The organism is Marinobacter sp. L-80 (genome assembly GCF_056859395.1).
Genome location: NZ_JBSXOI010000077.1, coordinates 400,128 through 414,129 on the forward strand (window position 1 = coordinate 400,128; position 14,002 = coordinate 414,129).

Sequence of the window (14,002 nt, forward strand, 5' to 3'; positions counted from 1 at the left end):
TCGATGAACCCGGTCAGCGCCACTGCTCGGGTATGGCATAACTGATGGTGAGGATGGATCCGTCACGCTCGATTTCTATTTCCAGCTGGGCCTGGCCGCGCCAGTTCTCAAGCAGGGCCTTGTCCTGGCTGATATCACCCAGTCGCTGGCCGTTGATGGCGGTTATCACATCACCGGCCTGCAGGTTGACGGCATTGAGCATGGCGTTAGAGCCGTCGTATACATAGCCGGACATACCGCTGTCGTCCACCGGGCTCAACCCGAAAGGCGCCAGTGCGGCTATGCCCTGACTGTCAATCTGTTCGCGGGCGCTGGCCAGGAACTCATCCGGTCCTGATTCTGCCGGCTCGGCGGCCACCTCTGCAACCAGATCCGAGGATACCTGCTCTTCAAAGGTCAGGGTCTCGTAGCGTCCGCCCCGACGAATCAGAATGCGCCCGGGCTCCACTTCCGCAAGTTCCGCATTGCCGGGCAACATTTCCCCGACCCGGTAATACGCTGTTTGACCATTACTTCCAGCAACTATAGCACCGGAGTCCTCCGGGCGCTGTGCTACCAGTACGCCTTCCAGCCGAAGCCGAAGGCGGGTTTCCGGCGCCGAGCGGCGAACGGCTTCCGCCACTTCAGCCGGCCGCTCCGAACGCCCGAAAAAATCATACACTGCCATGGAGGTCGTCAGGCCGCTGGACCCGGCCATGTTGCCGGCGCCGTCTGTGGCCGGCGCGCTGGGAACCGGCCTGTCGTCCCAGGCGAACAACCAGGTCATACGGGCGAGACTCACAGCCAGGTACACCACCAGCACCAGCAGCAACAGGTTCGCCAGGGTCCGCGATATCCGGCGCTGAGCCGGAGTACTCAACAGAGCCATTATCGTGCCCCCGGTACGAGAGGCTGGCGTACCCGGAACACCACATCGCCGGCGCTGGCAGAATCCGGCCAGGGTTGGCCGGCCAGGTCCACCATCCGCTTGTAGACACGCAGTTCCATCATTCCGTTCCACATTACCGTCGCATCCGCCGCCGGTCCCTGACCGCCCTGCTCGGAAACGGTCAAGGCAACACCGCCCTGGGTGGTGTCCATGGTCGCCTGCATGGGCGGAAATTCTGCCTGACCCCGCTGATCACCCATTGGCCAGGTTACAAGGCCGCCGTCCCAACGCCCAAGGCCTTCGGCCCGGGTAATCCGGTTGTCGGCCCAGGCCATCTCCAACCGGTCAATAACCACTTCGCCTTCGATCATGGCGCCGCCGCTCTGGCGAATCAGGTCCTCAAACTCGGCCACCATGACCCGCCCATTGGCATCCAGCTGAGCGCTGGCGGGCCAGCCGATCGTAACATTGCCGTTGAGCGAAGATTGTGATGATTCCACGGAAATTCTGGCGGGCCATTCGAGGCTGGTGACAGAGGGCATGTGAAGGCGCCAGTCAACCCGCAGCGGAAACCCGGCCAAGACGACTCCGGCTTCTCCATCCCAGAGTTTGCCGGCGACCTGCCGGACCTGCACCTGAGGCGGCAAAGGCACCTGGGCAGAGGCCTGCTGCCAGACCCATCCCGCAGGTACCAGAAAAACCAGTGACAGCAGATAAACCAGAGCGCCCAGTAGCAGAAGCAGTAATAACTTGCCGGGGCGAAGAAAGGATTTGGGTTCAGCGTCACTCATTCGGCGTTGCACAGATAATGGACCGGAAGCCGAGTCTAGCAAAGGCATGGGGCAAGTTCATGACAAAAAAACAAAAACCCCGCGTTAGCGTGAACCAACGCGGGGTTTTCGTAATGGAGCGGGCCACGCCCATAATCCTGAGCGTGGCTGGGCTCAGATAGGCATTACATCATGCCGCCCATGCCTCCCATGCCGCCCATTCCACCCATGTCGGGCATACCGCCACCGGCGGACTCGTCCTGCGGCTCGTCCGCAACCATCGCCTCGGTGGTGATGATCAGGGAAGCCACAGAAGCAGCTGCCTGCAGCGCGGAACGGGTCACCTTGGCAGGATCCAGGATACCCATTTCCAGCATGTCGCCGTAGGCTTCGGTAGCAGCGTTGTAGCCGAAGGAGCCTTCGCCGTCGCGAACCTTGGCAACCACCACAGAAGACTCACCGCCTGCGTTGTATACGATCTGACGCAGAGGAGCTTCCATGGCACGGCGCAGGATGTTCACACCGGCTTTCTGCTCTTCGTTGATCGCGTCTACCTTGTCCAGAGCCGCGATGGCACGGATCAGGGTAACACCGCCGCCCGGTACGATGCCCTCTTCTACCGCAGCGCGGGTAGAGTGCAGCGCGTCTTCAACGCGAGCCTTCTTCTCTTTCATTTCCACTTCGGAACCGGCACCAACCTTGATGACGGCAACACCGCCAGCCAGCTTGGCAACACGCTCCTGCAGCTTTTCCTTGTCGTAATCGGAAGAGCTGTCTTCGATCTGCTTGCGGATCTGCTCAACGCGAGCTTCGATATCCGCCTGCGCACCAGCACCGCCAATGATGGTGGTGTTTTCCTTGGTGACGTTCACACGCTTGGCTGTGCCCAGGTCGTCCAGGGTGGTGTTCTCAAGAGTCAGGCCGACTTCTTCAGAGATCACGGTACCGCCGGAAAGGATCGCGATGTCCTGCAGCATTTCCTTGCGACGGTCACCAAAGCCAGGCGCCTTCACGGCGTTGACTTTCACGATGCCACGCATGTTGTTTACTACCAGAGTCGCAAGCGCTTCGCCTTCGATATCTTCAGCGATGATCTGCAGCGGCTTGCCAGCCTTGGCAACAGACTCCAGCACCGGCAGCAGTTCGCGGATGTTGGAGATCTTCTTGTCTACCAGCAGGATGTACGGGTCTTCCAGCTCGGCAGACATGTTGTCCTGGTTGTTGATGAAGTACGGAGACAGGAAGCCACGGTCGAACTGCATACCTTCAACCACGTCCAGCTCGTCTTCCAGGCCACGGCCTTCCTCAACGGTGATGACGCCTTCCTTGCCAACTTTCTGCATCGCATCGGCGATGATCTTGCCGATGGTCTCGTCGCCGTTGGCAGAGATGGTGCCAACCTGGGCAATCATCTTGCTGTCGTCGCAGGGCTTGGCCATCTCGCGGATCGCCTTCACAGCTTCGGTCGTGGCCTTGTCGATGCCGCGCTTCAGATCCATCGGGTTCATGCCGGCAGTAACAGCCTTCACGCCCTCGTTAACGATGGACTGAGCCAGAACGGTTGCAGTGGTGGTACCGTCACCAGCTGTGTCGTTGGCCTGGGAAGCCACTTCTTTCACCATCTGGGCGCCCATGTTCTCGAACTTGTCAGACAGTTCGATTTCCTTGGCCACGGAAACACCATCTTTGGTGATGGTCGGCGCGCCGAAGGATTTTTCCAGAACCACGTTACGGCCTTTCGGGCCAAGGGTCACTCTAACCGCGTCTGCCAGAACGTTGACGCCCGCGACCATGCGCTTACGCGCGCTATCACCGAATTTAACGTCTTTTGCTGCCATGTCTTCTATTCCTGTTCGTTAAACCGAAGTCGTTGAATCAATCGGATTAATGAGAGTTCGTGCGATTCGCCTCAGCGATCACTCAAGCACGCCGTAGATGTCGCTCTCGCTCATGATGAGAAGCTCTTCGCCGTCGATCTTGACGGTGTTACCGGCGTACTGGCCGAAGACCACGGTGTCACCCACCTTGACCGCCAGTGAGCGGGTTTCGCCGTTATCCAGGATGCGACCGTTACCAATGGCAATCACCTCGCCCTGGGAGGGCTTCTCTTTGGCGTTACCCGGCAGCACGATGCCACCCGCAGTTTTCTCTTCTTCTTCCTTACGGCGCACGACAACACGGTCGTGTAGCGGACGAATTTTCATTGCTCGGTTTCTCCAATAGTCAGATTAATGTGGCAATGACATTGTTGATGTAGGTCGGATTAGCGAAGCGTAACCCGACAAATTGCCCGGCTTGATAACCAACTGTTTTCAGAGGAAATCAGCCCGCAGCGAACTTGTGGTTCCTATTTGGGGTAGCAGGTAGGTGTTTTCAACACCCCGGAGAGAAAATTTTTTCACTTTTTTTCGATCCGGTCCCGATCGGATTCCGTCTCGTCCTGATACTCGCCTTCGATGATGTCGCCATTGCTGTCACGGTCAAATGGACGCTGCCGGCCAAACGGGTTTTCCCGGCCACCAAACGGATCCTGCCCGAAGGGACTGGACCCGCCACCGGCACGGAAATAGAAGCTGCTGCTGCGGTTCTGACCAGCCACGACCATGCGCTTCAGCGCCTGCGCCGCGAGCCAGTGGCGGCTCCCCGGAATCAGGCACAAAAAGCCGACCGTATCGGTGATAAAACCCGGCGTCAGCAGCAAGGCGCCACCAATAGCCAGAATCAGCCCCTCGGCAACCTCTTTGGCAGGCAATTCACCACTGTTCAGCCGCTGATTGGCCCTCAACAGCGTTGCCAGACCCTGCTGGCGAAGCAGCCACGCACCGATCACGGCGGTCAGCAGCACCAGCCCGATGGTATTGAGCACACCAATCATGCCGCCGACCTGGATCAGGACCGCCATCTCGGCGATGGGCATGACAATGAAGAGAAAAAGGAAAACGGACAAAGTGCCTCCATTGTTTCGGATCTTGTCGGGCTACGCTTCGCTAACCCAACAAGGATAAAACCCCACCATAGTCGTATTTGGTATACTCCGCGCACAAAAATAACCGCACAGACGCACAGCAACCGTAAAACCACCTGATAACAGTAGTTAGGGCAAAACATGAAACTTCAAGATTCCGTGATTGCAATTACCGGCGGTGGCCAGGGCCTTGGCCGCGCCATGGGCGAATACCTTGCCGCCAGAGGGGCAAAAGTCGCGCTCATCGACCTGATGCCAGAGAAGCTGGACGACGCCGTTACCGCCTGTGTGGCCGCAGGCTCCGAGGCCAGAAGCTACGTCTGCAACGTCGCGAAAGAAGAAGACGTGGAAAGAACCTTTGAAGCCATCGTAAAAGACTTCGGCCACCTCAATGGCCTGATCAACAACGCCGGTATCCTGCGGGACGGCCTGATGGTCAAAGTGAAGGATGGCGAAGTTGAGCGCCGCATGGAGCTGTCACAGTGGCAGGCGGTTATCGACGTCAACCTCACCGGCGTCTTCCTCTGCGGCCGCGAAGCTGCCACCCAGATGATCAAGAACGGCGACCAGGGCACGATCATCAACATCGCCTCCATCTCCCGCGCCGGCAACATGGGCCAGAGCAACTACTCCGCCGCCAAAGCCGGCGTCTCCGCACTGGTTCCCGTGTGGGCCAAAGAACTCGCCCGCTACGGCATCCGCTGTGCCGGTATCGCCCCGGGCTTCATCGAAACCGAAATGACCGCCTCCATGAAACCGGAAGCCCTGGAAAAAATGACCGCCGGCATTCCGCTGAAGCGCATGGGCAAGCCGGAAGAGATTGCCTCTGCTGCGGCGTTCATCTTTGAGAACGACTATATGTCCGGGCGGATGCTTGAGGTGGATGGGGCTCTGAGGCTGTAATCCCTCAGATCCATCAGAGAAGTGATGCCAGCTCAGGGACGAGCCGGCTTATAGCTCAAATACTTTACATATCGAAAGATAAAGACAATAATGTAAATTATTTTCGACAAAACAGGCCGGCAATGGATTTTCAGACCCTCGGACACGAAATCTCTGCATTCCGCCAACAACAAGGCGTCTCCCAGCAAAAAATGGCAGACCACCTCGGCATCTCTCGCGCCACAATCAATGCGCTGGAAAACGGGCGGTCTGGCGACATCGGCATCCGCAAGGTTATGAAAATACTCGACTACCTGGGCAAGGAGCTGGCTGTCCGGGACAAGTCTCCATTCCCGACCCTGGAGGAGCTGCGTGATGAGCGATGAACTGGACGTTCATGTGAATCACAGGCCTGCGGGGAAACTGTTCCGCGAGTCAGGCGAATTTGTCTTCAGCTACTCCGAGAAAGCCAGCCCCGCCGCCTTCGTCTCGCTGACCATGCCGGTCCGAAAAAAAGATTATAGCCATCCCCAACTGCACCCGGTTTTCGAGATGCATCTGCCGGAGGGCTACCTGCTGTCGGTAATCAAAAAGCAGTTTGCCAAACTTACGGATACCGACGACTTTGGGCTTCTTCGACTCCTGGCGCCGAATATTCGTGGCAGGGTCGAGTTCAATCCTGATGACCAGGCTGGCGAGACTTCATTGAGTCTCGAACAACTCTTGCACTCTGACACCCCCACCCTGTTCGAGGAGCTGGTGTCACGGTTTGCGCTTCGCTCTGCTTTAAGTGGCGTACAGCCCAAAGTCCTCGCGACACTGGAAAACAAGGCGACACTCCGGCTCGAAGACTACATCGTCAAAGCCTGGGGCCCTGATTATCCCGAACTGGCTCTCAACGAATACTGCTGCATGCTCGCCTGCCAGTACGCCGGAATTCCCGTTCCCGAATTCTATCTATCGGATGACGAATCCCTGTTCATCATGAAGCGGTTCGATTTGAAAGACGGCGGCGAGGCGCTTGGCTTTGAAGACATGTGCGTGCTTCAGGCAAAACAGCGGGAAGAAAAGTACACCGGCAGCTACGAGCAAATTGCCAAAACCATCAAAACGTTTGTTAGCGCAGAGAACAAGAAGGCCTCCCTTGAACAGTTTTTCAAGATGATGGTCCTGAACAATATCCTCCAAAATGGCGACGCCCACCTGAAGAACTTTGGCCTGGTCTACGAGAGCATCGATTCCATCAGGCTGGCGCCCGCCTACGATGTCGTGTGCACAACCGCCTATATCAGGCAGGATATCTCCGCTCTCACCCTCATGGGCAGCAAGAAATGGTGGCCCAGAAAACATATGGAGCGGTTTGGAGTTCAGGTCTGTGACCTGAGTGCGGTCAAAGCCAGAGAGTTGTACGAGGAGTGCCTGAGGGCAATTGCAAAGGTTCAGCTCTATATCGCGGACCGGCTTTCACGGGAACCTGCCGGAGAAAAAGCGGTGCTGTTGGCTCACCTCCAGACGCTCATTGCCAACGAAACCGCGACATCGAAACCCGCCCTTCGGTAACTTCGACACCCTCGGACTCAAGCCGGCTTACCTGCTCCCGGTATTTCTCGGACCCCGCGGGAAATGCAATCTGGCCGTTACTGCGAATCACCCGATACCAGGGCACCGCATGCCCTTCTGGCAGCTTGCCCAACGCCTTTCCGATATACCTCGCCTGCCGCCCCAACCCTGCCATCTCTGCAACCTGGCCGTAACTGACCACCTTTCCCTCCGGCACGGCCAGCACGACTTGCCAGACTTTCTGGTCTTTGGTCGGTTCGGACATCAAGGGCTCTCTGCTTCGGCATCAGGCTTCGATTCATTGCGCGGCGCCAACGCATCCAGTCGATGGCCATTTCGGATCATGAACATGGCCAACAAAATGGCAGGGACGCCCATTATGCCGGCCACCAGGAAGAACTCCGCATATCCGAAGCCCGCTACAACGATCCCGGAGAAGCCCCCCAGAAACTTGCCAGGCAGAGTCATCAGGGAACTGAACAGTGCGTACTGCGTAGCCGTAAACGAGGCACTGGTCATACTGGAGAGCCAGGCAATCAGGGCCACGTTGGCAATACCGCCACTGAGGTTATCGGCGCTGACCACCGCGGCCAGGGTAACGATGTTGGGCGGGTACTGGGCCAGAACGACGAACAGAAGATTGGTGGCGGCCGTCATGATCGCCCCCAGCAGAAGAATTCGACGAACCCCGTAACGAACCACCATAACCCCACCAACCAGCGAGCCGGCAATGGTCATGAAGAAGCCGAAAATCTTGGTCACATCAGCCACCTGGGTTTTGCTGAACCCCATGAAGTCCAGGTAAAAGGGATTGGCCATGACGCCCATGGCAATGTCCGAGATACGGTACACGGCAACCATGAGCAGGATGACCAGCGCCAGCTCCTTGTACCGCCTGAAAAAATCCAGGAACGGGCCTGCGACAGCAGCGTAGAACCAGCCAACCAGTCTCGCCAGGCGCGGATTCAGATGGGTGCGCCTGGCGGCCTCCTGCTCAATCTTGTGAGCAATGTCCTGGGCGGCAGCAAAGTGGTTCACGCTGGGCTCGCGAACGATGAGAACGGTGAGTGCGCCAACGCCTACGAGGGCCGCCATCACCTCATAGGACACCTGCCAGGACCAGAATTCCGCCAGGTAAAGAGCCCCGGCGCCGGCCACCAGAAGCGCCAGACGGTAACCGAAGATATACGTTGCGGCCAGCGCCGCCTGCAGCCGCTCCTCGGCAATCTCGATGCGGTAGGCATCAATGGCCACATCCTGAGTGGCGGAGGAAAAGGCCACCAGCAGGCCGCAAAGAGCCATCATTTCAGGCGCTGCCGTAGCATCCACGTGAGCCATCAGGTACAGCCCCGTGGCGATACCCGCCTGCGCAAAGATAATCCAGCTCCGCCGCTTGCCCAAAAGCCGGTCGAGCAACGGCAGTTTCAGGCGGTCCACCACCGGTGCCCAGAACACCTTGATTGAATAGGTAATACCGAGCCAGCTAAAGAACCCGATGGTGGCGGTTTCCACTCCCACATCCGCCAGCCGGGCGTTAAGGGTGGAAAACACCAGCAGAAACGGCAAACCCGCCGAGAACCCCAGGAATAACAGGGCGATCACCTGCCAACGGGTGTAGGTGTAAAGCGTATCCCGAATCAGGGTCAGGCGGGTGCCGGTTAAGATGGTAAAGCCTCCGGATCAGTCGCGGAAATTATTGAACTGCAGCGGGATATCCAGCTCAGCTTCGCGCAGCATAGCGATGGCCTCCTGGAGATCATCCCGTTTCTTGCCGGTCACCCGCACCTTATCGCCCTGGATACTGGCCTGGACCTTCATCTTCTGGTCCTTGATCATCTTCACGATCTTCTTGGCCATATCAGTTTCAATGCCCTGCTTCAGCAGCAGGTGCTGTTTGACCAGCTTGCCGGACTTGCTGTCGCCGCCCTCGGCCAGCGCGCGGGCATCGATATTGCGCTTGGCAAACGCCATCCGCAGCATATCCAGCAACTGCTCGAGCTGGAACTCCTGCTCGGCACTGACGGTGATGCCCTTGTCATCCAGCTCAATGTCGGCTTCAACGTTCTTGAAGTCCCAGCGATTGCCCAGTTCGCGCTTGGCCTGGTCGACCGCATTGGTGACTTCGTGCATATCGATTTCTGAAACAATGTCAAAAGAAGGCATGGTCGTTATTCTCCAACAGGGTAAGAAGGTATACTTCTTGAGTTTGCTGGGGATGATACCAACCCCCGACAACTCCCGCACCTGACAACGGACTGGTAAAAGTAGATAACAATGCCAAATCTGGACCTTCCCATCCTCGTAGTAGACGACGCGAAATTCAGCAGTATGGTGGTTGGCCGCACGCTGCGAAATGCCGGATATCGCGACGTACGCATCGTTAATAACGCACCGGAAGCCCTGCAGCTGATCGAACAGCGCCCGGTGAGCGTGCTGATTGCCGACTGGCTGATGCCCGAGATGGATGGTCTGGAACTGACCGATCAGGTCCGCCAGCAGGACGAACAGAACAACCATTACACCTACGTGATCCTGCTCACCGCAAGGGAAAGCGTCGAGGCCCTCTCGGAAGCCTTCGACCGGGGCGTGGACGACTTCATATACAAGTCCGACATGACCAAGCAACTGATCCCCCGTATCTTCGCGGCAGACCGAATGGCCGACCGCCAGAATACCCTGCTGAAGGCAAACTCACTGCTGATCGAGAACAACCGGGAACTGGAATCCACCAACATCATTGATCTGGAAACCGGCCTCTGCAACACCAAATACGGCCGCGAGCGGCTGACCAGGATGCTGCGCCACGCTGAATCCCGCGGCGGATGCTCTGCCTACGTGCTGTGCGGCATTCGCAACTGGCAGGAACTGAAACGCAAACACCCGCCCACGGTGATGAGTGAGCTGGGCATCGGCATCGCCCGCCGCCTGAGCACCCTGATACGCCCTATTGATGCCCTGTGCCGCGTCGGCGACAACCAGTTCGCCATCATTGCCTACTTCCCGAACAGCGACCATTGCACAACCACCGCCTTCCGGCGCGTGTTCGACGGCATCAACCACAAGGCTCTGAAAACCACCGCCGGCTATATTTCCGTGGAAGCCGGCATGGTACTTTGCAAAGCCGACGCCCAGAACGGCACGCCCTCGATCCAGGATATGGAACGGGCCGCGGTGCAGGGGCTGGTGGATGCCTATGATACGCGTCGGTTTACCGAGACTGCGCCGGAGATCGGAGCGACCGCCTGAAGCGGCGACACACTCGGTAACACTGATACACACTTCACAAACAGACAGGCAGAAGCGGAAGACCTATTCTGCAATTGTGGATTCAAGCAGTATCCCCCATGGTGGAGGAGCCGAGTAGTACCTCCGCCGCCATATGGGGAATCGAATCCACCGGATTAACGAATTTTTCAGGCACTTTCGTTCTTTCCTTGTTTTTTGGGCCAGCTTTTTAGCTGGCCTTTTTATTATAAGCCTGACACCCATTACCCTTCGGAAACTTTCAATAACGCCGACCGCTTTAACTCCTGCTCAACCGTCTCCGGGGCAATATCCTGACCATTGGGCCAGGTGATTGCACCATAGGTGATGCCTGCCTGCCGGAAATAATCCGTATCTTTCAACTCACGAAAAATGCCTTTTTCAAGGTAAGGCGACATATCCAGAACACCTTCCAGGCCATCAACACGTACTACCTTCAGCTTATAGTCATCCAGCGCCTCAACACTCTTTATATCCCAATACATCCGCACCTCCTAGAGCGGAGCAACCCTGAAGGGTAGCTCCCCATGAACAGCCAAATCCCAGTCTACCAGCAATTCTTCCCTGTGAAGCTCAATCCATGCCTGAACGAGACGGAGCTGTTTTCTCGGTAGGGTACCGGCGAGCAACTCTCCATCATGCAGACTCACCGATGCTTCAATCTCTGCGTACCGAGCATGAATGTGTGGAAGATTGTGATGATTATTATCCAACAGGTACATTCTTATCAGAATGCCATAGAACATCGAGATTACTGGCATTTTTGCTCTCCTTGGCTTGCCATCCACATTCAGTTTTTACGAAAATCCCCCGGAGTCTGACCCATCACCGCCTTGAACTTGCGGTGGAAGGATGTCGTCTCGCTGTACCCCAGCCGGAAGGCGATATCGGGAATACTCATTTCGGTGTTTCGCAGGTAGTCTTCAGCCATCTGCTGGCGGACTTCATCCAACAGCTTCTGGTAGGACACCCCCTCCTGACCCAGCTTGCGTTGCAGGGTGCGGCTGGTCATACCCAGATCTTCAGCAATCATATCCTGCCGGGTGACTCCATCCGCAAGTTGTTTCTGAATACTCTGTTTTACCCGGCTGGTCAGATCCGTATCAGAATCCAGCAGGGCCAACTGTGATAACGCATGAGTTTCCAGGGTCTTGCGCAACAGCGGGTCTGGCTGGCGCAGGCGTGTGGACAGAAGACTCTGGCGCAGGATTACGCAGTCCTCTTCGGCACTAAATTCCACCGGGCACTGCCAACGCTCTGCATAGGCCTTCTCGTAATCGCTCCCCGGGGAGGAACGCCGAAGCTGTACCCGCAGCGGCGAAGCCTTCCGGTTATCCGCCAGCCAACGGGCATAGTTGATCCATGAGGCAAACACATTGTCCACTACCTGGGGCCATACCAGCGGATCCGTAAAGTTGCAGGTCCACACCAGAGACACTTCATCACCATTCAACCGCAGCCCCGTGGTGCCCATATCTCCCACCAACTTTTCATAGGGTGCAATTCGAGTGACAGCCTCTCCAAGCGTCACACAACTCATCGTTATGTAACCAAGCACGCTATAGGAGCCTGGCTGCACGTAATCACCGGTTTCCAGGCCGAGAATAGGATTACCCGTTGTTTCGGCAAGCAGGCGGATAAAGATTTGAAACTGCTCGCCGTTCAGGCGACCGTCACCGGTATCGAGAATGTTCAGCTCAAGGCCCGCTTTGCTGAAAAGACGGGTGGTATCAATGCCTTTGGCATCGGCGTAGCGAACATATTGGCGCAGGGCAGAGACGGAAGCGGTTCCGAGAGGGGGCATGGTGACTTAAATCGTTGTTGGCATTTTGTCGAAGAGTATAACCAAAAACGCCGGATTGTGGATGAAAACGGGGTCAGATGAAAATGGGGTCAGATGACTTTTCATCCCATTTTCATCTGACCCCAAGTTCACGCTCTAAAGCTTGCGGCCTTTGCCAGCGGCAATCCGCAGGCGCAACGCGTTCAGCTTGATAAAGCCTTCCGCATCTTTCTGATCGTACGCACCCTGGTCTTCTTCAAAGGTGGCGATCTTCTCATCGAACAGAGAATCGTCAGACTTACGGCCGACCACGTCCACATTGCCCTTGTACAGCTTCAGGCGAACGGTGCCGTTCACGTAGTTCTGGGTCTGGTCGATCAGCGCCTGCAGAGCCTCACGCTCCGGTGACCACCAGTAACCGTTGTAGATCACCTCGGCGTAGCGCGGCATGATGCTGTCTTTCAGGTGCGCCACTTCGCGATCCAGGGTAATGGACTCGATGGCCCGGTGGGCGCGCAGCATAATGGTGCCGCCCGGGGTTTCGTAACAGCCGCGGGACTTCATGCCCACGTAGCGGTTCTCGACGATATCCAGACGGCCGATACCGTTGGCACCCGCCAGCTTGTTCAGAGTTTCCAGAACCACGTGAGGCTTCATGTCCTGACCGTCAATGGCAACAATGTCGCCCTTCTTGTAGGTCAGCTCAACGTAGGTCGGCTCATCCGGCGCGGCTTCCGGAGACACACTCCAGCGCCACATATCTTCCTCGGCTTCCGCCCAGGGATCTTCGAGGTTGATGCCCTCGTAAGAGATGTGCAACAGGTTGGCATCCATGGAGTACGGGCTCTTGCCCTTCTTCATTTCCACCGGAATGTTGCGCTCTTCGCAGTACTTCAGCAGCTTCTCGCGGGAATTCAGATCCCACTCACGCCAGGGTGCAATCACCTTTACACCCGGCTTCAGCGCGTAAGCACCCAGCTCGAAACGCACCTGGTCGTTGCCCTTGCCGGTTGCGCCGTGTGAAATGGCATCGGCGCCGGTCTCATTGGCGATATCGATCAAACGCTTGGCAATCAGAGGACGGGCAATGGACGTACCCAGCAGGTACTCACCCTCGTAGATGGTGTTCGCGCGGAACATCGGGAACACGTAATCGCGCACAAACTCCTCGCGCAGGTCCTCGATGTAGATTTCCTTAACGCCCAACGCCTCAGCTTTCGCCCGCGCCGGCTCAACTTCCTCGCCCTGGCCGATGTCGGCGGTAAACGTTACCACCTCACAGTTGTAGGTATCCTGCAACCACCGAACGATGACGGAAGTATCCAGGCCACCGGAATAGGCCAGCACCACCTTTTTAATATCAGACATGCCCTTGCTCCAGACTGAACAGAATGGATGTGTTGAAAATAAGGGCAGTATTGTACGGGAGAGCGCGAGGAATGGCTATAAAGCCCCTCTCCCCTGGCGGGAGAGGGGTTGGGGAGAGGGGGTTATTGATCAGCCAGCAGCCTGCTGACCAATAGCCTCTTCCCGAATACCATCCCACCCTTCTTTAACAGAACGCAGAAGGGTAAGAACCTCATCCAGCTTGGCCAAATCATTCTTGGCACTGGCTTCCAGCAAAGAGCGCTCCATATAGTCATACAGCGCCTCAAGACGCGCAGCCAGATCGCCACCTTGCTCAAAATCCAGGAAGGAACGAAGTCCACCTATGATCTCGATGGCCTTGTTGATCAACTGGGCCTTGCCGGAGTAATCCTTCGCCTGGATCCGAGACTTGGCCATATTGATCCGCTCAATCGCACCGTTATACAGAAGCTGGATCAGCCTATGCGGATCCGCATCAGTGATACTGGTTTGGGTGTTTACGCGCTGGTATGCCTGTAAACCGTTCATATCAGACCTCTTCG

At 56.9% G+C, this 14,002-nt stretch carries 17 protein-coding genes; 4 read left to right on the forward strand and 13 right to left on the reverse strand.

The genetic code is table 11. From position 1 onward, the window contains the following. Positions 1-13: 13 nt before the first annotated feature. The 5 genes from AC13E3_RS21415 to AC13E3_RS21435 form a co-directional block, all read right to left on the reverse strand. Entirely contained in the window at positions 14-868 is an 855-nt protein-coding gene (locus AC13E3_RS21415) for a type II secretion system protein N (RefSeq protein ID WP_474546379.1), read from the reverse strand. Further along, positions 868-1,659, reverse strand: a complete 792-nt coding sequence (gspN, locus tag AC13E3_RS21420) for a type II secretion system protein N (protein WP_482902485.1) — start codon at positions 1,657-1,659, stop codon at positions 868-870. The genes AC13E3_RS21415 and gspN overlap by 1 nt, the downstream gene beginning before the upstream one ends. Positions 1,660-1,823: 164 nt before the next feature. Next, on the reverse strand, positions 1,824-3,476 hold the full coding sequence (gene groL, locus AC13E3_RS21425; RefSeq protein WP_349518175.1) for a chaperonin GroEL: 1,653 nt from the start codon (positions 3,474-3,476) through the stop codon (positions 1,824-1,826). A gap of 78 nt (positions 3,477-3,554) precedes the next feature. After that, positions 3,555-3,842 (reverse strand): co-chaperone GroES, encoded by a 288-nt coding sequence (groES, locus tag AC13E3_RS21430; protein ID WP_088556849.1) that lies wholly within the window; start codon positions 3,840-3,842, stop codon positions 3,555-3,557. A 194-nt stretch (positions 3,843-4,036) separates the two neighbouring features. Next, the gene (locus AC13E3_RS21435; RefSeq protein WP_482902486.1) at positions 4,037-4,585 is read right to left on the reverse strand and encodes an FxsA family protein; all 549 of its coding nucleotides are present in this window, start codon (positions 4,583-4,585) and stop codon (positions 4,037-4,039) included. Between the two features lie 159 nt (positions 4,586-4,744). Between AC13E3_RS21435 and AC13E3_RS21440 the strand changes: the two genes are divergently transcribed. From AC13E3_RS21440 to AC13E3_RS21450, 3 genes are all read left to right on the forward strand, one after another. Beyond that, positions 4,745-5,506 (forward strand): SDR family oxidoreductase, encoded by a 762-nt coding sequence (locus tag AC13E3_RS21440; protein WP_482902487.1) that lies wholly within the window; start codon positions 4,745-4,747, stop codon positions 5,504-5,506. 122 nt (positions 5,507-5,628) lie between these two features. After that, complete coding sequence (locus AC13E3_RS21445) at positions 5,629-5,871, forward strand: helix-turn-helix transcriptional regulator (protein WP_008171357.1); 243 nt, start codon at positions 5,629-5,631, stop codon at positions 5,869-5,871. Beyond that, a complete protein-coding gene (locus tag AC13E3_RS21450; RefSeq protein WP_482902488.1) occupies positions 5,861-7,045 on the forward strand; it encodes a type II toxin-antitoxin system HipA family toxin in 1,185 nt (394 codons plus the stop codon). The genes AC13E3_RS21445 and AC13E3_RS21450 overlap by 11 nt, the downstream gene beginning before the upstream one ends. Here AC13E3_RS21450 and AC13E3_RS21455 read toward each other — a convergent pair. From AC13E3_RS21455 to AC13E3_RS21465, 3 genes are all read right to left on the reverse strand, one after another. Beyond that, complete coding sequence (locus tag AC13E3_RS21455; protein WP_482902489.1) at positions 7,002-7,310, reverse strand: MGMT family protein; 309 nt, start codon at positions 7,308-7,310, stop codon at positions 7,002-7,004. The genes AC13E3_RS21450 and AC13E3_RS21455 overlap by 44 nt on opposite strands. Further along, the gene (locus AC13E3_RS21460; protein WP_482902490.1) at positions 7,310-8,647 is read right to left on the reverse strand and encodes an AmpG family muropeptide MFS transporter; all 1,338 of its coding nucleotides are present in this window, start codon (positions 8,645-8,647) and stop codon (positions 7,310-7,312) included. The genes AC13E3_RS21455 and AC13E3_RS21460 overlap by 1 nt, the downstream gene beginning before the upstream one ends. 78 nt (positions 8,648-8,725) lie before the next feature. Then, entirely contained in the window at positions 8,726-9,208 is a 483-nt protein-coding gene (locus AC13E3_RS21465) for a YajQ family cyclic di-GMP-binding protein (protein ID WP_482902491.1), read from the reverse strand. Positions 9,209-9,319: 111 nt separating this feature from the next. Between AC13E3_RS21465 and AC13E3_RS21470 the strand changes: the two genes are divergently transcribed. Then, positions 9,320-10,291 carry a response regulator gene (locus tag AC13E3_RS21470; RefSeq protein ID WP_482902492.1) on the forward strand — a complete coding sequence of 324 codons (972 nt, stop codon included), beginning with the start codon at positions 9,320-9,322 and terminating at the stop codon, positions 10,289-10,291. Between the two features lie 242 nt (positions 10,292-10,533). On the opposite strand, the gene AC13E3_RS21475 is transcribed toward AC13E3_RS21470, so the two are convergent. The 5 genes from AC13E3_RS21475 to fliS form a co-directional block, all read right to left on the reverse strand. Next, positions 10,534-10,794 carry a DUF2442 domain-containing protein gene (locus AC13E3_RS21475; RefSeq protein WP_053112546.1) on the reverse strand — a complete coding sequence of 87 codons (261 nt, stop codon included), beginning with the start codon at positions 10,792-10,794 and terminating at the stop codon, positions 10,534-10,536. 9 nt (positions 10,795-10,803) lie between these two features. Further along, positions 10,804-11,070, reverse strand: coding sequence for a DUF4160 domain-containing protein (locus tag AC13E3_RS21480; protein WP_482902493.1), 267 nt, complete (start codon positions 11,068-11,070; stop codon positions 10,804-10,806). Between the two features lie 29 nt (positions 11,071-11,099). After that, the gene (locus AC13E3_RS21485) at positions 11,100-12,113 is read right to left on the reverse strand and encodes an AraC family transcriptional regulator (protein WP_273157519.1); all 1,014 of its coding nucleotides are present in this window, start codon (positions 12,111-12,113) and stop codon (positions 11,100-11,102) included. 135 nt (positions 12,114-12,248) lie between these two features. Further along, positions 12,249-13,460, reverse strand: a complete 1,212-nt coding sequence (locus AC13E3_RS21490; RefSeq protein WP_482902494.1) for an argininosuccinate synthase — start codon at positions 13,458-13,460, stop codon at positions 12,249-12,251. 129 nt (positions 13,461-13,589) lie between these two features. Next, complete coding sequence (gene fliS / locus AC13E3_RS21495) at positions 13,590-13,988, reverse strand: flagellar export chaperone FliS (RefSeq protein WP_482902495.1); 399 nt, start codon at positions 13,986-13,988, stop codon at positions 13,590-13,592. Positions 13,989-14,002 lie beyond the last annotated feature (14 nt).